At 62.2% G+C, this 22,338-nt stretch carries 19 protein-coding genes; 11 read left to right on the top strand and 8 right to left on the bottom strand.

Going from position 1 to position 22,338, the window contains the following annotated elements; genetic code table 11:
• The first annotated feature begins 216 nt into the window (after nucleotides 1–216).
• Together D3H54_RS20470 and D3H54_RS20465 are read left to right on the top strand one after the other, a co-directional pair.
• Nucleotides 217–864, top strand: coding sequence for a TetR/AcrR family transcriptional regulator (locus D3H54_RS20470; RefSeq protein WP_036339721.1), 648 nt, complete (start codon nucleotides 217–219; stop codon nucleotides 862–864).
• 326 nt (nucleotides 865–1,190) lie between these two features.
• On the top strand, nucleotides 1,191–2,348 hold the full coding sequence (locus D3H54_RS20465) for an MCE family protein (protein ID WP_230986017.1): 1,158 nt from the start codon (nucleotides 1,191–1,193) through the stop codon (nucleotides 2,346–2,348).
• 127 nt (nucleotides 2,349–2,475) lie between these two features.
• On the opposite strand, the gene D3H54_RS20460 is transcribed toward D3H54_RS20465, so the two are convergent.
• Nucleotides 2,476–3,798, bottom strand: coding sequence for a cytochrome P450 (locus D3H54_RS20460; RefSeq protein WP_047329670.1), 1,323 nt, complete (start codon nucleotides 3,796–3,798; stop codon nucleotides 2,476–2,478).
• Between the two features lie 72 nt (nucleotides 3,799–3,870).
• Here D3H54_RS20460 and D3H54_RS20455 point away from each other — a divergent pair, with 72 nt between their 5' ends.
• The gene (locus D3H54_RS20455) at nucleotides 3,871–4,917 is read left to right on the top strand and encodes an AraC family transcriptional regulator (protein WP_036339713.1); all 1,047 of its coding nucleotides are present in this window, start codon (nucleotides 3,871–3,873) and stop codon (nucleotides 4,915–4,917) included.
• Nucleotides 4,918–4,937: 20 nt separating this feature from the next.
• On the opposite strand, the gene D3H54_RS20450 is transcribed toward D3H54_RS20455, so the two are convergent.
• From D3H54_RS20450 to D3H54_RS20420, 7 genes are all read right to left on the bottom strand, one after another.
• Nucleotides 4,938–8,033, bottom strand: a complete 3,096-nt coding sequence (locus D3H54_RS20450) for an MMPL/RND family transporter (RefSeq protein WP_225509172.1) — start codon at nucleotides 8,031–8,033, stop codon at nucleotides 4,938–4,940.
• A gap of 121 nt (nucleotides 8,034–8,154) precedes the next feature.
• Complete coding sequence (locus tag D3H54_RS20445) at nucleotides 8,155–8,577, bottom strand: DUF6188 family protein (RefSeq protein WP_036339711.1); 423 nt, start codon at nucleotides 8,575–8,577, stop codon at nucleotides 8,155–8,157.
• A gap of 355 nt (nucleotides 8,578–8,932) precedes the next feature.
• Nucleotides 8,933–9,847, bottom strand: a complete 915-nt coding sequence (locus D3H54_RS20440) for an alpha/beta fold hydrolase (protein ID WP_047329672.1) — start codon at nucleotides 9,845–9,847, stop codon at nucleotides 8,933–8,935.
• Nucleotides 9,847–10,290, bottom strand: coding sequence for a PaaI family thioesterase (locus tag D3H54_RS20435; RefSeq protein ID WP_036345885.1), 444 nt, complete (start codon nucleotides 10,288–10,290; stop codon nucleotides 9,847–9,849). The genes D3H54_RS20440 and D3H54_RS20435 overlap by 1 nt, the downstream gene beginning before the upstream one ends.
• 58 nt (nucleotides 10,291–10,348) lie before the next feature.
• Complete coding sequence (locus D3H54_RS20430; RefSeq protein WP_225509170.1) at nucleotides 10,349–10,972, bottom strand: TetR/AcrR family transcriptional regulator; 624 nt, start codon at nucleotides 10,970–10,972, stop codon at nucleotides 10,349–10,351.
• 319 nt (nucleotides 10,973–11,291) lie between these two features.
• Entirely contained in the window at nucleotides 11,292–11,603 is a 312-nt protein-coding gene (locus tag D3H54_RS20425; RefSeq protein ID WP_225509169.1) for a hypothetical protein, read from the bottom strand.
• A 739-nt stretch (nucleotides 11,604–12,342) separates the two neighbouring features.
• Nucleotides 12,343–12,939 carry a TetR/AcrR family transcriptional regulator gene (locus D3H54_RS20420; protein ID WP_149380679.1) on the bottom strand — a complete coding sequence of 199 codons (597 nt, stop codon included), beginning with the start codon at nucleotides 12,937–12,939 and terminating at the stop codon, nucleotides 12,343–12,345.
• 283 nt (nucleotides 12,940–13,222) lie between these two features.
• Here D3H54_RS20420 and D3H54_RS20415 point away from each other — a divergent pair, with 283 nt between their 5' ends.
• The 8 genes from D3H54_RS20415 (at nucleotide 13,223) to D3H54_RS20380 (ending at nucleotide 22,212) form a co-directional block, all read left to right on the top strand.
• Nucleotides 13,223–13,984, top strand: coding sequence for a hypothetical protein (locus D3H54_RS20415; protein ID WP_149380677.1), 762 nt, complete (start codon nucleotides 13,223–13,225; stop codon nucleotides 13,982–13,984).
• A gap of 108 nt (nucleotides 13,985–14,092) precedes the next feature.
• Nucleotides 14,093–15,277, top strand: coding sequence for an MCE family protein (locus D3H54_RS20410; RefSeq protein ID WP_149380675.1), 1,185 nt, complete (start codon nucleotides 14,093–14,095; stop codon nucleotides 15,275–15,277).
• Nucleotides 15,274–16,296: an MCE family protein gene (locus tag D3H54_RS20405; RefSeq protein WP_149380672.1), complete on the top strand. Its 1,023-nt coding sequence runs from the start codon at nucleotides 15,274–15,276 to the stop codon at nucleotides 16,294–16,296. Before D3H54_RS20410 ends, D3H54_RS20405 begins: the two co-directional genes overlap by 4 nt.
• Complete coding sequence (locus D3H54_RS20400; protein ID WP_149380670.1) at nucleotides 16,296–17,381, top strand: MCE family protein; 1,086 nt, start codon at nucleotides 16,296–16,298, stop codon at nucleotides 17,379–17,381. The genes D3H54_RS20405 and D3H54_RS20400 overlap by 1 nt, the downstream gene beginning before the upstream one ends.
• A complete protein-coding gene (locus D3H54_RS20395; protein WP_149380668.1) occupies nucleotides 17,378–18,808 on the top strand; it encodes an MCE family protein in 1,431 nt (476 codons plus the stop codon). Before D3H54_RS20400 ends, D3H54_RS20395 begins: the two co-directional genes overlap by 4 nt.
• On the top strand, nucleotides 18,805–20,115 hold the full coding sequence (locus D3H54_RS20390) for an MCE family protein (RefSeq protein WP_149380666.1): 1,311 nt from the start codon (nucleotides 18,805–18,807) through the stop codon (nucleotides 20,113–20,115). The genes D3H54_RS20395 and D3H54_RS20390 overlap by 4 nt, the downstream gene beginning before the upstream one ends.
• A complete protein-coding gene (locus D3H54_RS20385) occupies nucleotides 20,115–21,686 on the top strand; it encodes an MCE family protein (protein WP_149380664.1) in 1,572 nt (523 codons plus the stop codon). The genes D3H54_RS20390 and D3H54_RS20385 overlap by 1 nt, the downstream gene beginning before the upstream one ends.
• A gap of 25 nt (nucleotides 21,687–21,711) precedes the next feature.
• Nucleotides 21,712–22,212 carry an Rv2253/PknI dimerization domain-containing protein gene (locus D3H54_RS20380; RefSeq protein ID WP_149380662.1) on the top strand — a complete coding sequence of 167 codons (501 nt, stop codon included), beginning with the start codon at nucleotides 21,712–21,714 and terminating at the stop codon, nucleotides 22,210–22,212.
• Nucleotides 22,213–22,338: the final 126 nt, after the last annotated feature.

Genomic DNA, 22,338 nt, shown 5'->3' with positions numbered 1-22,338 from the left:
GGGCCCGCACCGCAACTGCAACGAGCCTTCGTTTGGCAGCTTCTGGACGCACCAAGACCCTCCCGCGTAGACACGACGGCCATGCCTACCGACCAGGGTGTTCTCCGTAACCGCGGACAAACCTACGAACAGTTTCGCTACGCTACTCTTGGTACCATACCTTGACGCCTGCTGGAAACGCCGCCCGCAGGTCCCATTTTCCGAAGGGACAACGCAGTGAGCACTCAACCGGCGGCATACGCAGACGACGATGATGACATCGACCCCCGCCGGATCAGGTCGCGTAACCGACTGCTCGACGCGGCGGCGGCACTCCTCACCACCGGGGGAATCGAAGCCGTCACGATCGACGCGGTGACCAAAGCCTCCAAGGTGGCTCGCACCACCCTCTATCGGCATTTCGCAAGCTCATCACAGTTGCTGGCGGCCACATTCGAGCGCCTGCTGCCGCACGTCACTACACCGACACCCGACGAGGGGTCGCTGCGGCAGAGGCTGATTGAAATCCTCAGCCGGCAGGCCGCACTCTTTGCCGATGCCCCGATCCAGGTCACCACGCTGGCTTGGGTCGCCCTTGGGCCCACCGATCCTGCTGCTGACGGCACCGCAGATGAGGACAGCCCGGCTGGCAGCCTGCGTTCTAGGGTCGTCGAGCAATACCGCAAACCGTTCGACGAAATCCTGTCGAGCGACCAGGCTCGCGAAGAACTTGACGAATTCGACCTCGAATTGGCTGAGTGCCAGCTCGTCGGTCCGCTGGTCTTCGCACGCATGACCGGACTCTGCACCATCAGCCGTGACCAGTGCGTCCGCATCGTCGACGACTTTCTGGCCGCACACTCACGCACCCGAACCGAGGCGTGACGGCGAATTGGTAGGTGCGCCGGCGGTTCGCCTGCGGCTTGTCGTCGCTGGGACCGGGCGGCTCGCACTGGGCCTGGCTGAAACTTCCTGGTGACCCTGCGTCATCGCCATCCGCCAGCCGCGCTGAGAAAACGCTACTAACAGTTTCAAAACGCTATGTAGCGTTGTGCTACTATAGGTACACTTATGAGGTTCAGTCGACCACGATCCAGTGAGCCCGTCATATGAAAACCCCTGTCCGCGTGAGTCGTTCGTCGAATCGCGCCGCTGTTGGTCGCACGCTGAATCACTGGCGGCACCATCCACCGTTACGAACGGCCGGGACCGTGGCGCTGGCCCTGGTCGTAGTAGTGGTATCGACGGTCTACCTGCAATTTCACGGTGAGTTCACTCCGGCCATGCACTTGACCCTGGTGTCGGATCGCGCTGGGCTGGTCATGGAGCCCGGGGCAAAAGTGACCTACAACGGCGTCGAAATCGGCCGGGTCGCCGCGGTGCGCGCGATCCAGCAAGATGACACCACCAAGGCGAAACTGTCCCTGGACGTCGCTCCAAAGTACATCGAGCTGATCCCGGCCAACGTGACCGCCGAGATCAAGGCCAGCACGGTATTCGGCAACAAGTATGTAGCCTTCCGTAGCCCGTCGAGACCGGCATCTGCGCGCGTGTCGAGCTCGCAGGTGATCGACGTCTCGCACGTGACGACCGAATTCAACACCCTGTTCGAAACCTTGATGTCGATCGCGCAGAAAGTCGATCCCGTCAAACTCAACCTGACTCTTGCGGCCACCGCCGAGGCACTGGACGGGCACGGCCTCGACTTCGGCCGATCAATCATCGCGGGCAATGCTGTCCTCGACGACATCAACCCTGAAATGCCGCAGATCCGCGAAGACATCAAACGCCTTACCGACCTCGCCGACGTCTATGCCCAATCCTCACCCGATTTCTGGAAATTCCTCAACAATGCAGCGACCACGGCAGGCACCGTCAATGAGCAGCGAGCCGATCTCGATGCGGCGCTGCTGGCTGCCGCGGGCTTCGGCAACGCTGGCGCTGACATCGTGGGGCGGGGAAGTCCCTACCTGGTGCGAGGTCTGGCTGACCTGGTGACGACCACCGGCACCTTGAACACCTACAGTCCCGAATTCCTGTGCAGCATAAGAAATTATGCTGCGATCCTGCCGCAGACTGTTGAATCCGCAGGCGGCAACGGCTACTCGATCGACTTCCGTATCGGGCTCACCGGTGCGCCGAATCCGTACGTCTATCCGGATAACCTGCCCCGTTCCAATGCGCGAGGCGGCCCGGGCGGCGCCCCTGGATGTTGGCAGACAGTCACCAAGGATTTCTGGCCCGCCCCTTACCTGGTAGCCGACACCGGCGCATCACTGGCTCCCTACAACCACCTCGAACTCGGGCAGCCATTGCTTACCGAATATGTGTGGGGACGCCAGGTCGGTGAAAACACCATCAATCCCTAGGACGAGCAGGCCTGCGGACCCACCGGTCCACGACTACGTCGAAGCGGCGCTCAGCGGCCTCGATACATAGAATCGTCATATTCCGATGGAACTGGGAGACAGCGACATTGGGGCGGCATGCAGTCGCTCAGGAAGCGCTTCCTCGCCGGACGCGTAAGGGAATCGAAACAGGTCCTCGCAGTGAAGGATTGGTACCCCAGCGCACGGGTCCAGCAAGCTCCAGGCCGTCGAGTTCGTCCAGCAGATGGTCCACCGCTGTGATCACTTCGAGTCGTGCGAGATGAGCGCCCAGACAAAAGTGAAGTCCATGGCCGAATGCCAGGTGCCCGGTCGTGTCGCGATGAGGGTCGAACCGATCGGGGTCGCTGAACTTCGCCGGGTCTCGGTTCGCCGAGGCATAGAAGAGCAACGCCTTTGCGCCCTTAGGGATTACCGTGTCGCCGATCCGATAGGGCGCGGTAGCGGTTCTGGTGACCCACTGCACCGGCGAGCCCCAACGCGCGGTCTCCTCGACCGCCGGGCGAAGCAGGCTGCGGTCGGCTTTCAACGTCAGGAAGAACTCGCGGTCCTCGGCGAGCCTGACGAGCAGCATGCCCAACAGGTTTGTAGTGGTCTCGTTGCCGGCGACCAGAAGGATGAGCGCGTAGAAGAAAGCTTCCTGATCGCTGAGCTCGCCGGATTCTTTGGCTGCCTGCAACCAACCCAAGAGATCGTCTGCCGACGTGCTGGACCGCCGGCCCATCTCGACGTCTATGAAGCTGCGCATCTGCACGTAGGACTGAAGTAGCGAACCGACGTATCGCATGACCTCGTGCACCGACCGCGGTCCGAATAGTCTCGCGAACTTGTTGGATACGGTGCGAAAGGCCGGCCACTGAGGATGGGGAATACCCAAGATTGTGGCAATGACGTTGATGGGCATGGGGATCGTCAGCGCCGCGACCATGTCAATGACGTCGCCGTCTCGCAGTGGCCTGATCGCCTCATCGGACAACGCGCGAATATCTGTGGCCAGAGTCTGTACCGAACGCTTGCTGAACATGGGCGCGGTCAGATGCCGCAGGCGGGTGTGATCGGGTGGGTCTGTGGTGAGTACAGCACTGGTGACAAACGACCGCAGCATGATGCCGTCCCTCGACGAGAACACCTCATTGTTGCGAACGGCCTTGTGCACGTCCTCGTAGCGCCCCATCATCCAGACGCCGAGCCGCTCGTTGACGACCACCGGATGCTCACGAATGCGCAGCAGCTCGGGATAGGGGTCGGCGATGTTCTCGGCGAGCGTCGGATCGAATGTGGTTCGTGGCACCGACTTCGGCGCCGATGCAGTGCGTGGGCGCCGTAGATCGCGGTAAGCCCCTGTCGCAACCGGACGCCACAGATCAGTGACGGAGCTGCGAGTTGCAGAAAGCACCGCGCGTGGTGGGGGCCGTAGAAGATCCGTCGACATAACATGACGTTAGGCCGGTCGCAATGGCTCGATAATGACAGAATCAGACAGACATTTGATATTTTCAGACACATGCCTAGTCCGATGGCCCCGGTGTGGGACGTGGCGCGCTCCTCGGCGCCGGGTCGACACATCTTGGAGACCGCGGTACACCACGGCCTCAATCCTGAAATCTGTTTGTCTGGAACAGGACTCACGTCGCAGGGGTTGAGGGACCCGACCAGCGAGATGCATGCGAGTCAGGAACTGACGATGATTCGCAACCTGATCGGCCGACTCGGCGATCAACCGGGACTGGGTACGGAAACCGGTGCGCGCTACACCTTCGCCGACATGGGCATTCTGGGTTATGCACTGATTTCGAGTCCAACCGTTGGGGACGCGATAGACGTCGCCTGCCGGTACGCCGCACTCAGTACCGTCTACCTGAGTCTGGCCGCACCAGAACTCAACAACACCGAAGCGGTCATCGGTCTTGATAACGCCCAGGTTCCTCCCGATGTGCGGAGGTTTCTGCTCGAACGCGATTTTGCAATGTTCCTGCAGATCTTGCCGCCGCTCATGCGTGGCGTTGACGCGCCGATCGCGATGCGACTGGAGGTGGCGGATCTGCAGCTGCCGGCAAGTCTGGTGGAGATCGACAACGTGACGGTCACTGTGGAGAACGCGGTGCGCAACGCCCTGATTGTCCCCGCTGATCTGGTGAGCCAACCGATGCCCGCGCCAGATCCCCAGACTGCGGCGATCTGTATCCGCCAGTGCGAGGAGTTATTGAACCGTCGACGAACCCGTCGTGGCATATCAGCCTGGGTGCGGATGCGGATGATCCAAGATTCGACCCAGATCCCATCCATGGCGACCATCGCGAGGGAACTCTGCATCACCGATCGCACGTTGCACCGTCACTTGGCGGGAGAGGGAACCAGCTACCGCGCACTCGCAGACGAGGTTCGCGCAGCGCTGGCCGCCGAGCTGTTGAGTTCGGGACTCACTGTCGAGGAAACTGCACGCCGACTTGGCTATTCGGAGACGGCCGCATTCACTCGAGCCCATATTCGGTGGAATGGGCGCCCACCCAGTGAGTCCAAGCGCCGTGGGCGGTCAACGGCTCAAACGTGATGTGAGGGCAAGCTGCATGCTCACGCGCCGACGTCGACTGTCGGGCGGTATCGCGACGGTGCCGCAGTCCTTGGTCTAGTGGCGAGACGTTGTGGCCACCAGCTCCGTTCGCGCAGCAAAGTAGCGATGGCGGGTACGGTCAGCGTCCGGACCAGGAAAGTATCCAACAGCAGTCCGCAGCCAATGATGAGGCCGGTCTCGATCATGATCGCGACCGAGCCGATCATCAAGCCGAACATGCTCGCGGCGAAGATCAGGCCGGCGGAGGTGATGACCGAGCCTGTGGTGGCGACCGTCCGTAGAACGCCGATACGCAGATTGCTGCCGCTCTCCTCCCGCAGTCGCGATACCAGTAACATGTTGTAGTCGGCACCGACTGCCACCAGAATGATGAAGGCTAATAGCGGTACAGGCCAGGCGATTTCATGACCGAGTATCCATTGGAAAACGATGACTCCGATGCCGAGTGAGGCGAGGTAGTTCAGCACCACGGTGCCAAGGAGATACAGCGGTGCCACGAGCGCGCGCAGTAGCACCACCAGGATGAGTCCAACGATGACCAGGGTGGCGATGGCAAGTTGGATGAAGTCGGACGAGAGCAGACGCTGGATATCAGAATTGACCGCGGGGAAGCCGGCGACAGAGATCGTGGCGTTCGCCAGCGAGGTGTTCGGCCTGGCTCCATCGGCGACTTGGGTCATCTGGCGGGCAAGGTCCATCGCTTCGACGCTGTAGGGATCGTTGCTGGTCTCCACTGCGAATCGCGCCGTTTTCCCATCGGGTGACAGGAACTGCTTTGCGACGTCGGCGAATTGGCGGTTCGCAAAGGCGTCTGCGGGCAGGTAGAAGCCGGACGCGGCATCCGAACCCGCGGACGCGCGAGACGAGTTCTGAAGCTGGGTGGCGATTTGGCTCATACCGGATAGCATCTCAATATTGCTGTCCGCCAGCGTCTTTACCCCATCGGCCAGCGCGCGGGAACCGGAGGCGAGCTGGCTGATGCCGTCTTGTAGCCGGGTGATGTTGGCCGCGAGATCGGCGGGCTTTCCCAGCGCGCCGAATGCCTTGTTCATGGCATTGACGGCAGTCTGAACGTCGGCGATGGTGCCGGTTACGGTGGCGTTGGTGGCGGGGTCGTAGCGGTCACCCAGCGCGGCGACCTGGGAGAAGAATCCGTTGTTTCTCAGAGCAACCAGGATCTGGACCTGGTCGCGGATTTGAGCGCATTGGGGAGTTGTGACGCACCAGGGTGACCCATTGAGCAGGTCGACGAGCGGGTTCAAGGTGTCGATGGCGCCTTGTGTGCGTTCGGCCAGCGGGCGGATGCCTGGGCCGGCTTGTATTGCGTTGTCGATACTGGGGCTGGTCGCTGAGAGTTGGTGCAGAAGTGGGGCAAACCGTTGGAAGTCCTGGCCGGCGGACTGTGCTTGGGTGAGCACTGGGCCTAATGGTTTCAGTGCGGTCCGTACAGATGTGTCGAGCTGCGCGAGTCCGTTGGCCAGTTGGTTGGCTCCATCGGTGAGCTTGGCGAGGTCATCGCGGCGGGAATTGCCATCGGCGACGGCACCGGCCATCTTGTCGCCGATTTGCCTGTTCTGCCACGATAATTGCGCTTGGTCAAGGCGGGTGCCTGCCGGACGGGTGACTCCGGATATCTTGACCACGCCGGGGATCTGGGAGATGCGCGATGCCATTTCGTCGAGGTCGGCCAGCCCTTTCCCGGTGCGCATGTCGACGGGGTTTTCGACCACTAGGAACTCGGTGATGACGACGTCTTTGCGAAAGTGTCGGTCGAGGAGCTGGTAGCCCTCATTGCTAGCCGTGGTGGGAGGTTGTCCTTTTCGGTCGTCGTAGCTGATCTTCATCGTGGCAGCTGCACCGGAAAGAGCCAGGAGGATCATCAAGCTAGCAACGAGCAACGGCCGAGGGTGACGCACGACCGCCACAGCGACGCTGTTCCAGTACCGGCGGGTGCGGTCGGGCTTGGGTTCACCGATACCGCGTCGGGCCGCCAACGCCAACACTGGCGGCAACAGTGTCACCGTAGCCAGGAAGCCCACAAGTACGGCAACCGCGCACGCTGGTCCCAATCCGGCGAACACGCTCAGCGTGGCGAAGACCATGGCCAGAAAAGCCAGGGCGACAGTAGCTGCCGACGCGAAGATCACTCGTCCGATGCTGGCCGTCGCGTGAATGACAGCGAGATCGGCAGGGGTACCGGCGCGCCGCTGTTCGTGGTACCGGCTGATCAAAAAGACTGTGTAATCGGTTCCTGCGCCGAGAAGGATCGCGGTCATGAATGCCACGGTGAACTGCGAAACCGGCATGCCCAGCTGCCCGAATGCGGACAAGACACCACGGCCGACGGCCAGACTCAGCCCGATGACTAGCAAGGGCAATAACGCGGTAAACAACGACCGGTAGACCATCAGCAGGATCAACGCGATCAACCCGGCCGTTGCGATCGAGATGAACAGCAAATCGTGTTCGGCAGAAGCGATTTGGTCACTGAAGGTTGCCGGGGGACCGGTCACGCGGACGGTGATGTCCGACCCGTCGAAGGCGCGTTGGGCGGTGGCGCGGACTGCCTGCACCGATTCCGCTGCAGTGGGATCACCCAGAGTCCCGGCCACCCCCACCGGTAGGAACCACGCTTTGCCGTCTGCGCTGACGGCTTGTGCCTTCATCACGGGATCGGCCAGCAAGTCCTGCACCAGCAGCACGTGGGCGTGATCGGCTCGAAGGCGCTCGACGAGCCTCGAGTATCGATCCCGCGCCTGCTGCGTCAGCCCAGCGGGGCTTTCCATGGCGACGAACAGCATCGTCTTCGACCCTTGCTCGCCGAACGCAGCGCTCATGCGGTCAACAGTCTGAAATGACGGCACGTCCCGGGGAATGAGGTCGACCGACTGTCGCCGCACAACGGTTTCGAGCTGTGGGAACAACAGCGCTAGCACCACTGCAATGGCGAGCCACCCACCGATCACGAGCGCCTTGTGGTGAACCGTGAAGGCGGCAAGCCTGGCCAGCCGCGCACTGTATTCCGGCGACGCTGCGGGGTCGGCAAGACGGACGCGTCGAGAAACGGTCCCGACACCGTGGACATCATCAGCCACCGTCACGCCCCCTCAAGAGTGGAACTATCGGTATAGCACCGATACTAACGGTTTCCTATTTGCCCGCGCGACCCCCGGGCAAACGGCGGCTATCTCGGCAACCCGGCTCCGAATCATCGAATCAATTTGCAGCACCGTCAGTTTCGTCATCGACCAGGTCATGGCGAACGACGCGCACACGTCCATGCGGGAGGCAAGCCATGTAGCCATGCCGTTTGCCGTACAGCTCCCACGCCGTCTCGTGGCTGTCGGGATCGACATCGATGCAATGCCCGCGGGAGAAGCCCAAATGCAGCGCCCCCTCGTCATCGCACCAGGCCCGTGTGCACACTGCGCCGGCCAAATCGAGTAGTGGACGCTCCTGAGCCGACACCCGGGCGGGATCGATAAGCACTTCTTCGGACGGATGCGACCCGATCGCCGGCAAGGTCAGCCTCATGGGCCGCGCGATGACGAGTTCGTTGTAGTCGTCGAGACTCAGAACCAGGCCTTCTCGCAACGAAACTCGCTGGACGGTGCGCTGTTCGATCCACTGCGTATGCATGTCGGTCTCCTGTTCAACACTCCGATGTGTTGTATTTATGGTACTTCTAGTATCGGAGCGATACCAGAAGGTCCTATTTTGCAGCTCGTGGGTGCGGCGGTGGTGCTGTGCATTTTGCTGCGACGGGCACGGCGGGCAACTTCGAGCAAACGAGTCGTTGGGGACCATTCGTCAAGGGGTGCGTTCCTTGTCGGATCCCGCAGCGACCGCGCTATTGGCGTTCGGCATTCTCGTGACCTGGCCGACCGTCGCTTACATCAGCACGCGCCCCTGGGCGTCGCGTGTCCTGGTGACTGCATGCCACGACCCGGCCGAGCTTGAACGTGCCCGGGACAAGCTCTCCCTCTAGCTCGATTTAGACAACCTCGTCGAGGAAATCGATGACGGCTTCGGAGAACGCGTCGTTGTCGTCTCCAGCGATCATGTGACCAGCGTCGGTCACGTCCACCGTGCGCGCGTGCGGCACGAGGTCGACGAAGTCGTTCACTGTCTCCTCCGACACCACGTCCGACAACAGCCCCCGCACAAGAAGCGTAGGAGCAGATACCTGCCGTGCGCCGTCGATCAACACCATGCTCATCCGGTCGAACTCCGCTGCGCCCTCATCTGGATTACCTTGCAGGAAGCCAAAATTCGACGCCACAAAGGCCGGATCCCACCGCCATACCCAACGGTCGTCGGCGCGCTGCTGCAAGACCTTCCGTAGTCCGTCGAGGCTGCTTGGCTTCGATCTGTGTGGGTTGTACGCGGCGATAACCTCGGCGGCAGACTCAAGATCGGCGAAACCGTCGGGGTGCGCCGCCATGAATGCGACGACGCGCCGTGCGCCCTGCATCTCCATGCGTGGAGTGATGTCCACCAGCACCACGGCGTCCCACAGGTCAGGTGATGCGAGTAGGTGAGTGCCCAGGATCGTCAGACCGCCGAGGGAAGCTCCAATGGCCACAACAGGGTGCCCACCTGCCGCGTGCGAACGCACCGCGAGCAGGTCGCCGCCGAGTCGATCAAGGTCATAGCGGCCATCCGGGTCCCAGTCACTATCCCCGTGTCCGCGCGCATCGTAGGCCGCCGCGAGGTAGCCGCGTGCGTGTAAGCGCTGCGCTGTCGCATCCCACGCATGACGGCTTTGGCCTCCTCCGTGTAGCAGCAATACGGCTGCCCGCGGCTTCGCGCACGGATACAGGTCGACCGCCAAGGAGACTCCGTCGGTGGTGGGCACTCGCTGGAGGACAGGTCTTACCCTGCGCCGCCTGCCGAGCCCGGGGGACATCACGAGGCCGCCTTCTGGCCCACAACAGTCACAGTGCCCTGGGCAGCGCACACAGCCCGCCCGTCGTTGGTAATATCGATTCTCGCGACACCGCTGCTCTTCCCGAGCGAGATGATCTCGGCTACCGCGACGCACGTGCCGCTGGACACCGGTCGGAGTAGGTTCAGCTTGAATTCGGTGGTCGCAACCCAGGATCCGGCAGGAATGACGGGATAGAACACGACGCCGAGACAGTGGTCAACGAGCGCCGACAGACAGCCACCGTGCAACGAGCCGAAGGGCGTCTTTAAGTCGTCCCGGGCGTCCATCTCGACGACGAGGCGTCCCGCTAAGAAATCGGTATGACGAAATCCTAAGTAGCCAGCCAGGCCGCCGGCCGTCAACGCCGCCCCTTTTAACTGGTTGGCGACCTGCGCGTCGAATGCGGCGAAGTTCGCGGACATGTTCACCTCTCCTCGGTGTGGGGGCTGGTGTTTGAGACACTACGCCTGACTTGTTACATCACGTTGCGTCTTGGCCAGAGACGATTGCGGGTAGAAGAAGACGTTGCAGATAGGTGCGCAGTCCGTCTCTGCTTCGATCCCTTGGGCCACGAACGGTGAGCAGACTCAGCACGGTGCGAAGTATCCATTCCGCGGCGTCATCAACGGAGACCCCGGGCGCCAACTGGTTCCAGTGCGTCGCGAAGAGAGGCCGAAGAAACTCGGTGACGAGTTCGAAAAGCATGGTCGATGTTCCCTCGGCAAGGCCCACACCCGCGAGTTCACGATCGCTGCCGAATAGGACGCCGATGATGGGCCTTCGGCGGGCCGCAATCACAGTGTGATCGATGAAATCAACGATCGCAGAACCTAAGTCACTATGGCCGGACAACCGCGGTTCCATCCGGCGTAGGTATTCTTCGGTGGCGCGAATGATGACCCCAGAGATCACGGCCTCGCGACTCGCGAAGTACCGGTAAACCGTCGCCCGTGACACACCGGCATTTCTGGCGATGTCCTCCATAGTGGTGCCTGCGAGACCCTGCACCTCAAGGCAGCGCTCAGCGGCGTCGAGCAATCGGTCGCGCCCTGATCTCCCATCCGCCGCAGCGGACGCGCCCCAGCGCAATGACTTTGTCGCCACGTGATCAGTATGCACACGACTCAGCACTACGCGATCAACTATGCAACAGAGTTTCTAATCTGTCTCAGATAAAGGCACTCCTGGGCCCCTGAGAGGGGCCCCGCCTGACCACGAGCGTGGTTGTTCGCGGCACCGTTCTCTGCTGGGACCACTTTGGGGCCAAACGGCTTGCGCGATGCCGAACGGCGTGCGCGTCCGTCAATGTCACGAGCTGCCCTGAAACCATTACAACTGCTGCTGAACTGCGAAAACGTGCCACCGCCGCTTCCCGGGGGTCGCGTGGTCCTACGTAACACGGGCCGCTTAGATGCGACCTCGCCTAGCCGTCGGTGTCGGTAACCTGTTCAGCGGAAACAACTTTCAGCAGTTTGTCGCGGGCGGCGCAAAGCCCATCTAATGCTGAATTGAAGTCAAGCGCGGCATCGGCCAGCGAGGCGCGGCCGGCTGGATGACCGTGTGCCGCCAGCACCCGTGCTGCATATCGGAGATCGGTCGTGTAATGAATGAGGTCCACGATGTAGCGGGTGGTCGCGGTCGGCGCCGCGCCTTGAGGGCGCTGGAGGTTGCTGGACATCAGGCTTGTCCAGTCTGCGATTGCGCGGCGGTCGAAACTGTACAGCCCCTCGAGCATCCAACGTCGCCACCGGGCTGGACGGCCGCTACGAGCACCGGAAGGAAGCGGTGAGGAAGCCATCAATCGAGCCTAAGAGCTCACCCAGCGTTTTTCTGGGCCCATAAGCAGCGGTCTGAAGCGGCAATCGCCCCGTAAGCCGACCTTTGCCCACCGACGCCGAGACGCCTGTTGTCACGAGACCCCGGCGGCGGTCGCGACGCGCAGCTGGTCGGCTGCCACCCTCCATTTCCGAAGTGTCTGGCCCGCTGATCGGCCGAGTAAAGAGCGCCTTCGGCGCGACTTCGTCGTGGCTTCGCCACCCTTGACACAACCGATCGCAGCGACAGGACGGCCGCATGGGGAGCGGCCCGTTAGTGGCACCGCTTTTACGAGGCGAGTGACGACAGTTTTGACGACAACGCTGACGACAGTTGCTGCCTCAACGACGTCCCCTACACGACAACTTGCGACCTATCGTGCCTGGTCACGGACTCTGCCCGCTCCTGGCAGTGTGGGGGTCAGGGGTTCGAATCCCCTTAGCTCCACCAGGTACGACAGCACTTGTTTAAGTGCTCAGCAGGTCGTTTGACGACAATTCTTGCCGGCCGATCTGACGCATACGGCACATCTAGCCGGTGAGCCGGCCACTAGCAGTCGGCGCCTTCGGTCTCAATGTGTTGTGGTCACACTGCCCGGGTGACCAGTATCGCTCAGCGGACTCGCACAGACCGACGGCAACCCTGCCGATTTTGGTACGTCAGGGTTGCCGGTTGATCAGGTCGATGATTGCCTGTTGGGCTTCACCGACTTCGAGTGGCAGTGTGGCGAACATTTCGGCGATCATCATCGCGACCGGCGTCGTCCACAGCAGCATGCCCAGTGCCGCGGCGTTCTGGCCGCCATGACTGGTTTCCAGCCGTTGGGTCACACTCGCGAGGGCCGCACCCAGTCGCTCCATGTGTCGGCTGTCGAGGCCAGAACGCAGCTCTTTGGTGGATATGAGGATCTCGAGACCGGCCATTGCTTTGGGGTTGGCGAATGCTTCCCAGGCGCCGCGCACCAAGTCGCTGGTGTCGATCGGCTGGTCGGGGTCGGACAACGCTTCGAGAGAGGCGACCAGGCGATCGACGGCGTCGTCGATGACTGCGATCAGCAAGCCGTCGCGGTCGCCGAAGTGATGCTGAATGACGCCCCATGTCACACCGGCGCGTTCGATGATGTGACGTGCGCTCGCCGCTGAAAATCCTTCTTCGCGGATGCAGCGGACCGTCTCGTCGATGAGGCGTTCACGAGTGCGGTCACCGCGTTCGCGGCGGCCGGTGGTGGGACGGTCGGGACTCCTGCGTGCACTCATTGCCGTCCCTGCCAAGCGTGTCGCCTCATCCGTAGCACATTAGGACACCGGTGTTTGTCGACTGATCGCGTAGGCGTGCTGCTGGTGTGTCGTCGACGCTTGCCTTTCAAACATGGCATGTGCCATGCTAGCGAAGAGGCGGGTGCCTGCTTGGTCGAACATCAATCGTCAAGCTAAAGCGGCGGGTCCGTCGGCACTTGCTACTGAATGTGACTGCTGCCAGTGGAGCTTCATCGAGCTCGTCTCCGGCAGGCAAGTCCGGCGCGGGCATGGAGGCACGACGGTGACAGAGACGATTCCTCACGATGGCAAACACGATTCGTCGACGAGGCGGGGACTGTCCGTACTGCAAAAGTCTCTTTTCGGCATTTTGGCGTTCTTCTGCGTCATCCATATCGTCTTCTGGTACCTCGAATACCGTGTTGGGGTATCGCATGTCGTCGCCTCAACAACGTTGGTGGTCTTCGTCGTCGGCTGCTTCGTGACGGCACTTGTCCTTCCGTGGCTACCCCTTCCGGGGCAGCGGGATTGGACGAAATCGCAACGACTAAGTGCGATGGTGATCGTGTGGGTGTTCATCGCCCTGATACCACGGTTTATCTGGGAACTGCCGTGGCTCTTGTTCTTCAACGAGATCCGAACGGGCGTCGAAAGTGGCGCGCTCTGGACTTATATGTGGTCGCCGATCCTCCTGGGCGGTGACGCACGGTATTTGAACGGTGATCCGCTCATCGTGGTTTTGGAGTGGATCGCGTTCTTCATCGGTCTGTTCGAGGCGTATGCGATGGTGCAGTTCTTCCGAAATGGCAAGCGATTCAACAGCACTCAGCTGTCTTTCATCATGGGCGGCATGATCGTGGAGGTCACCTTGCCTGCGGTCTACTTCGGTGTGGAGATCGCGAACAACATGCAGAGCATGACCAGCCCCGTCGAGATGTGGATCAAGTTCGTAGTCCTGAACCTGTTGTGGTGCACCATGCCGCTGGTCACCTATTTCTGGGGCGTACGCAGACTGACGCACCAAGACTTCGCTGTTGCTTTCTGAACCGTTGGATTCGTCGTGTCTCAGTTGGAAGCGATCCAGTGAAATGCCCTGTAGCGCAGAAGTAGTCGGTGGAGTGAAGACTTCGAGCGTATTGGTTTCAGGTAGTCGATGAGGTCGTATGCGCGCCCGTTGGCTGGTCTGGCGATGGTTGTGGCCGTCGTGGGCATTGTGATCGTGGCAGCGGGGATGTTCCGAGGCAGTTTCGCCGACACGGTGCCACTGACGGTGCTGTCGCAGCGGGCCGGTCTGGTGATGAATCCCGACGCGAAGGTCAAGCTGGTCGGAGTCCCAGTGGGCACTGTCGTGTCGATCGACGGCCGCCCCGACGGTCAGGCCGCCATCCTGCTGGCCATGGATCCGGCGCAGCTGAGGCAGATTCCCGACAACGTTATGGTCGACATCGCGTCCTCCACGCTCTTCGGCGCGAAATCGATTGACCTTGTTGCGCCGCCGAACCCATCGATGCACAAACTCCAGCCCGGGCAGGTACTGACCGCAGACCATGTGACGGTCGAGTTCAACACCATTTTCCAGCAGCTCTCCTCGGTGCTGTCGGCGATACAGCCGGAGAAGCTCAACGAGACACTGGGCGCGATCTCCTCGGCGTTCAACGGCCGCGGTCCGCAACTCGGGCGCACCCTGAGCGACTTCGACGCACTGCTGGCCAAACTCGAACGCAGCCTGCCCAACCTCGCCCACGACACCGACACGGCACCGGAGGTGCTCAACGCCTACGCCGATGCCAGCCACGATCTCGTCACCACGCTCGATGACGCGACACACATCAGCCAGACGATCACCGAGGAACAGAACAGTCTGGATGCGTTCCTGGTCAGCACAATTGGGCTTGCCGACGTCGGCAACGACGTCCTCGGATCGAACCGCGCGGGCATCAGCGACGTGTTCCGAGTGTTGGTGCCCACCACTGATTTGACCAACCAGTATCACCAAGGCCTGAACTGCGGGATCGGCGCGCTGGCCGTGATCGCCTCGGGTCCACCGTTGGAGAAGCCGGGCATCACCGACTCCATCGGATTCCTGCTGGGCCGCGAACGGTACCGCTATCCGATGAATCTGCCAAAGGTCGCCGCAACCGGCGGCCCGCAGTGCACCTCGCTACCGAGAGTGCCATTCGACACCGGGCCACCGTTCGTCGTCACCGATGTGGGAACCAACCAGGCCCAGTACGGCAATCAGGGCATCTTGCTCAACTCCGATGGGCTCAAGCAATTGCTCTTCGGGCCCCTGCCCGGACCGGCCCGCAACACCGCCCAGATCGGAGAACCAGGGTGAGCGGCACACGGGGACACATCCTGAAATTCGGTGCCTTCGGCGTCGTCATGGTTGTGCTGACCGCGTTTCTGTTCATGATCTTCGGGCAGTACCGCACCGGTGCGACCAACGCCTACTCCGCAGTGTTCGTCGACGTATCGGGACTGAAAACAGGTGATTCAGTGCGAGCCGGGGGTCTACGTGTCGGCACCGTCGCCGATATCTCGATGCGGCCAGATCACACCGTGACGGTCGCGTTCGACGCTGACCGCACCGTCGTGCTGAGCAGCGGCACCCGCGCCGCGGTGCGCTACCTCAACCTGGTGGGCGACCGGTTCCTGGAACTCATCGACGGACCAGGCTCAGCCAGAGTCATGCCGGCCGGCTCACAGATCCCCGCCGATCGAACTGCACCGGCGCTGGACCTCGATCAGCTATTGGGCGGTCTCAAACCGGTCATCCAGGGCCTGAATCCTCAAGATGTCAACGCATTGACCAACGCTCTGCTGCAGATCTTTCAAGGCCAGGGCGGCACTGTGGACTCGTTGCTGACCAAGACGGCATCGTTTTCCAACGGGCTGGCCGACAACAACCAGATCATCGAAGCGCTGATCGACAACCTCAACGCCGTGATCGGCACGCTCGCCACCAGCGGAAGTCAGTTCGCCGATGCCATCGACCGTTTCCAGCGGTTGGTCTCCGAATTGGCCGCCCACCGTGACCCCATCGGCGAGGCCATCGACGCCCTCGACAGCGGCACAACATCGATCGCCGATCTGCTCGGACAGGCCCGTGCGCCGCTGGCCGGCACCATCGATCAGCTGAGCCGCTTGGCGCCCCTCCTCGACAAGGACAAAGGCCTGCTCGACGGGGCACTGCAATCCGCCCCGGACAACTACCGCAAACTCGTCCGGCTGGGCGCCTACGGAAGTTGGATCAACTACTACATCTGCGAACTCACCGTCCGCGTCACCGATCTGCAAAACCGGACCGCCGTCTTCCCGTTCATCAAACAAGACAACGGCAGGTGCGCCGAGTAATGCTGAAATACCGCCAATCACGCCTCGTGCGAACCGGATTCATCGGCGCCGTCCTGATCATTCTCGTCATCACCGTCGGCCTGCAACCCGAACGGCTCACCGCGTGGGCCACCTCCTTGCGATTCCAGGCAGTCTTCGCCGAAGCCGGTGGACTGACCACCGGCAACGACGTCCGGCTGGCAGGAATGAAAGTCGGTCAGGTGGACGATGTTTCGCTCGACGACGAAGGTAAGGCGCTCATCACCTTCAGCGTCGACAGTGCGATCACGCTCGGCAACGACACGGCCGCGCACATCAGGACCGGCACCCTGCTGGGGCAGCGCATCCTCACGCTGGAATCCGCAGGCAACGGCCTGCTACGTCGCGGCGCGGTCATACCGCTATCGCGGACCTCGTCGCCGTATTCGCTGACCGAAGCCGTCACCGACCTCACCACGAACACCGCGGGCACCGACACCCAGAACATCAACGCATCGTTAGATGCGTTGTCGGACACCATTGAGCAGATCACGCCCCAGCTGGGGCCGACCTTCGAGGGGCTCACCAGGGTCTCGCGGTCCTTGAACGCCCGCAACGACAGTCTGCGTGGGCTACTCAAGAGCGCGGCGTCGGTCACCGGCACCCTGTCCGAGCGCAGCCAGCAGCTCAACACCCTCATCCTGGACGCCAATGACCTGGTCGCCGTGCTCAACGAGCGGCGCGAGGCGATCGTCAGCTTGCTGGCAAGTATTTCGGTGTTGTCGCGCGAACTGTCGGGCCTGGTTGCCGACAATGAGGAAGAGCTGGCACCCACATTGCAGAAACTGAACTCTGTGACCGCGATGCTCGAGAAGAACCGCGACAACATCGCCAAAGCCCTTCCCGGTCTGGCCAAATACGAAATGACTCAGGGTGAAGCCGTGGCCAGCGGATACTTCTACCAGTCCTACGTTCCCAATCTCATACCGGCGCAGGTTATCCAGCCGTTCCTTGACTACGCGCTCGGATTCAGGCGCGGTGTCAACAACGGGCAACCGCCGGACAACGCCGGGCCGCGGGCGGAGCTGCCGCTGCCCTACAACGGCATCCCGGGTGGTTCCCGATGAACGCCAAGAGGATACGGCTGGCGGCCGTGGTGGTGTTGGTCGCCCTGCTGCTGGCCGGTGCCGCCGTGCTGATCCGCAACGCGTACTTCGCGCCGAAGGTGATCACCGCCTATTTCACCAGTGCCACCGGGATCTACCCGGGCGACGAGGTACGCATCTCGGGGGTCAAAGTGGGGACCATCGCTGCGATCGAACCGGCCGGCGCCAACGCCAAAATGACCCTGCACGTCGAGCACCGGATGAAAGTTCCTGCCGACGCCAAGGCCGTCATCGTCGCGCAAAGCCTGATCTCGGCTCGTTACGTGCAACTCGCCCCGGCCTACGCCAAGTCCGGTCCCACCATGACCGACGGCGCGGTGATCCCGGTCGAGCGGACCGCGGTGCCCGTGGAATGGGACGAAGTCAAAACCCAACTAGCCCGCCTGGCAACAGATTTAGGACCGCACAGCGGGGTCTCGGAAACATCGGTATCCCGTTTCATCGACACCGCGGCCAACGCGATGGACGGCAACGGCGCCAAGCTGCGCCAGACGCTGGCCGAACTGTCCGGGCTGGGCCGCATCCTGGCCGACGGCAGCGGCAACATCGTCGATATCCTGAAAAACCTCCAGACGTTCGTGACCGCGCTGCGCGACAGCAACCAGCAGATCGTCGAATTCCAAGGCCACTTCGCGACACTGACCAGCGTGGTCAACGACCGCACCGACCTCAACTCCACCCTGAAAGATCTGAACGCCGCCGTTGGCGACGTGCAACGATTCGTCAAAGGCAGCCGCGATCAGACAGCGGAACAGCTGCAAAGGCTGACCAACGTCACCCAGACGCTGGTCGACCACAAACGCGATCTCGAGAACATCTTGCATGTCACGCCCAATGCCATCGCCAACGGCTACAACATCTACAACCCGGACACCCACAGCAATATCGGCTCCTTCGTGTTGAACAACTTCTCCAATCCGGGAGCCTTCCTCTGTCAGGCGATCGAAGCCGTCGCCGACGTCACCGCGGGTGAGACCGCGAAACTGTGCAGCCAATACCTCGGTCCGGCACTCAACACCGTCGGGTTCAACTATCTGCCGTTTCCGTTCAGCTCCTACCTGATGAAATCGCCGAGCCCGGAAAACCTCATCTACTCCGAGCCCAACCTCGCCCCCGGCGGGAGCGGACCCAAACCTGGCGCCGCCGATGTGCCACCTGCGATCTCGGCCTATACCGGCCTCAATGGCGACCAAGCGCCCCCACCCGGACACGGTGCGCCACCAGCAGTCGCCCCAGGGCCCTCGGCGCCGGATCGCCTGCCCGCCGACCCCTCTCCAGCGCTGTATCCGGGGGCCCCGGTTCCGCAGTCGCGAAGCCTCAACGACCTACTGCTGCCCGCTGAGGCGACCCCTGCACCGGCATCGGCGGCGGAGGTACCGCCCTCATGACCACTCGCCGACGCAGCCGCACGCTGGCGGCCATCGCCAGCTGTGCAGTAGTGACGCTGTCCGGCTGCGGATTCAACGGCCTCAATTCCCTACCATTGCCCGGTGCCGTCGGACGAAGCCCCGACGCCAGCGTCTACCACATTCAATTCGCCAATGTCGGTACTCTGGAACCGAATTCGCCGGTGATGATCGATGACGTCGTCGTCGGCAGCGTCCGACAGATGACCTTCTCCAACTGGCAGATCGACGTCGAAGTGTCGGTGAAGCCGGACGTTGTCGTTCCGGCCAACGCCGAAGCCAGCATCGGCCAAACCAGCCTGCTCGGCTCGATGCACATCGCGCTCGACCCCCCGCTCGGCCAACCGCCCACCGGAAGGCTCAATCCCGGAGCGATCGTTCAACTCGACAAAACCTCGACCTACCCGTCGACCGAACAGACCCTGGCGTCGCTAGCCGCCGTCGTCAACGGCGGGGGACTGGGCCAAATCGGCGACGTCATCCACAACTTCGCAGCCGCCCTATCCGGCCACGAAGGCGACATCCGGGATCTGCTGACCCGCCTGAACACGTTCGTCGACACACTGGATCGCCAGCGCGACAACATCATTGCCTCCATCCAAGCTCTCAACCGACTGGCGGGGACCTTCGCCGAACAACGCGACCTCATCACCGCCGCGCTGAACAAGATCCCGCCGGCACTGGACGTGCTGATCCGCGAACGTCCCCGCCTCACCACGGCACTGGACAAACTGCGCACCTTCAGCACCACCGCAACCGGATTGGTCAACGACACCCAGGCGAACCTGGTCAAAGACCTGCAGAACCTGCAACCCACCTTGCAAGCGCTCGCCGATGTAGGGCCAGACCTCGACAACGCCCTGGTATTCGGCTCGGTGTTCCCCTTCGGACAAGATCTCATCAAGCGCGGTGTTCGGGGTGACTACATGAACTTCTTCGGCCAAATCGACCTGACCGTGCCCCGGCTCAAACGCTCATTACTGCTGGGCACCCGGTGGGAAGATCAGAAAGCCCAGCTCGTACCTGCCCCCGGCGAACCGTATTGGCAGAAGTACACCTACGACCCACTGGGCCTACCGATCGCTCCGCCGCCCCCGGGTGGGCCGCTCGGCCCGGTACCGGGAAACCCGCCGACACCCGGGCTCAATGCACTTCCACCCGGCGTTGCACTCCCGGTCAGCCCACCACCGCCTGTTGCCTCCGCCGAACCGGCGCAACCAGGAACACCACCGGTCTTCGCCGGACCTTACGGCCCCGCCGACGCGACCCCCGCAACCGGAGGCCGCTGATGCTCACCCGTTTCATCAAGACGCAACTCGTCATCTTCACGATCGCCTCGGTGGTCGGACTGGGGCTGATGGTGTTCAACTACCTGCAGGCGCCGGTGTTTCTGGGTATCGGTCGCATCACCGTGACGCTGGATCTTCCCGCCGCGGGCGGACTGTACCCGTTGGGCAACGTCACCTACCGTGGCGTTCAGATCGGCAAGGTCACCGACGTCAAAGCCGTCGACGCCAGATACGCCCAAGCGACGTTGTCATTGGACTCCACTCAGAAGATCCCCGCGAATCTCATCGCCCAAGTGCGTAGTGTGTCGGCCGTCGGCGAACAATACGTCGACCTGCAACCGGTCGAGCAATCCCCGCCATATCTGCATGACGGATCGGTAATTGGCATGGGGCAGAGCAGAATTCCGCAACGGGTCGGCCCGATGCTGGATCAGCTCAGTGCGCTGGTTGGGACCATCCCGAAAGACAAACTGAACTCGCTGCTCGACGAATCGTTCACTGCGTTCAACGGCGCCGGCTACGACGTCGGTTCGCTACTGGACTCCTCATCCCGGATCACCGGCGACCTTAACGGCGTCGCCGATCACACCCGCGCTCTTATCGACAACAGCGGCCCCCTCCTCGATGGGCAAGCAGCGACCACCGACTCGTTGAAGACCTGGGCGCACAATCTGGCCGGCATCACCGGCCAGATCAGACAGAGCGATCCGCAAGTGCGGACACTGCTGCACACCGGCCCCGGGTTCGCCGACGAAGTCTCGGCTCTGCTCAATCAAGTCAAACCCACACTGCCGGTTCTGCTCGCCAACCTCACCACGGTCGGCCAAGTTCTCGTGACGTACAACAAATCTGTCGAACAACTCTTGGTGTTACTTCCGCCCTACATCGGCGCAATCCAGTCGTCGACTCCGGTCAACAATCCGACGGGAGATGCACTGGGCGACTTCTCCATCACGATCGCCGACCCACCCGCGTGCACGGTGGGTTTCCTGCCCCGATCGGCGTGGCGCTCACCGTCGGATACCACCGAGGTCGACACACCCGATGGGCTCTACTGCAAACTGCCGCAGGATTCACCGATCGCCGTCCGCGGTGCCCGCAACTACCCCTGCATCGAGCACCCCGGAAAACGCGCCGCAACCGTACAGGACTGCGACAGCGACAAACCCTTCGAGCCACTGGCCACCCGACAACACGCACTAGGGCCAGCCCCAGTCGATCCGAGCCTCATCGCGCAAGGCGTTCCCCCCGACAGCCGAGTCACTAACGACGACAAGATCTTCGGGCCGCTCGACGGCACGCCATTGCCGCCCGCGGCCGCCCAGCCGCCCGGAATCACCCCGCCTACACCAACTCCACCCGCAGAGCCTGCGCCGGCGTCTGGAGCCCACCCCGTGGCGCCAAGCGCGTACACCAACCCGCCCGTACAGCAGGCGCCCGTCGCCATTGCCCGATACAACCCCCAAACCGGTTCCTACATGGCACCCGACGGGCACCTGTACGCCCAATCCAATCTCGTCGCCACGACAGCACCCAAATCGTGGACCGACCTTGTCATGACGACGGGATAGCTTGATGCGGAACATAGCTCGGCTCATGAATGCCTGTGCCACATACCTCCTCGCGGGCGGTGCCGTTCTGACAACGGCGCCGCCATCTGCCGCCGACTATGACCAATACGCGATGAACGGAACATTCGCCGTCGTCTCAAACGGTGAATGGGCGCAGATGAACGGCCGCTATCAAGACCAGCCGACGGTGCGAAGCACCTGGACGGTGAGCTCGACGTGCAGCACTGGCATTACCTGCGCGGGCAAAGTCACCAGCTCGCTGGGGTGGACCGAAGACGTCTATACCGAAGGCGGATACTTCTGGTTCGTTCGACACTCGGTGCCCGACTGGATACCGTGCCCCGACGGCAGCACCGCCCCCGGACTCCAGGTCTACAGGTTCTATCCAGCCAAACAAGACGGCACATCCCAGCCAATTTCTGACCTGTGGCTCGGAGAAGACCAAACCACCGGCGCCAGCGGAAACTGCGGACGAAACCAATCACTCGTTCTCAACATGCCCCTGAAAATCACCAAGGTCACGTGAGGCGGCCGCCGAAACGCGCAACGCGGCCGAGTCTCATCGCTGCACGAGCTGACAATGGCCGCCGAGCACTGACGACAACGCTGACGACAGTTGCTCCTCGAACGACGCCCGCTACGCGCCAAAATC

Source organism: Mycobacterium sp. ELW1, assembly GCF_008329905.1.
Classification (GTDB): domain Bacteria; phylum Actinomycetota; class Actinomycetes; order Mycobacteriales; family Mycobacteriaceae; genus Mycobacterium.
Note: the sequence above shows the minus strand (reverse complement) of the source record. Positions and strands in the feature narration are given on the sequence as shown.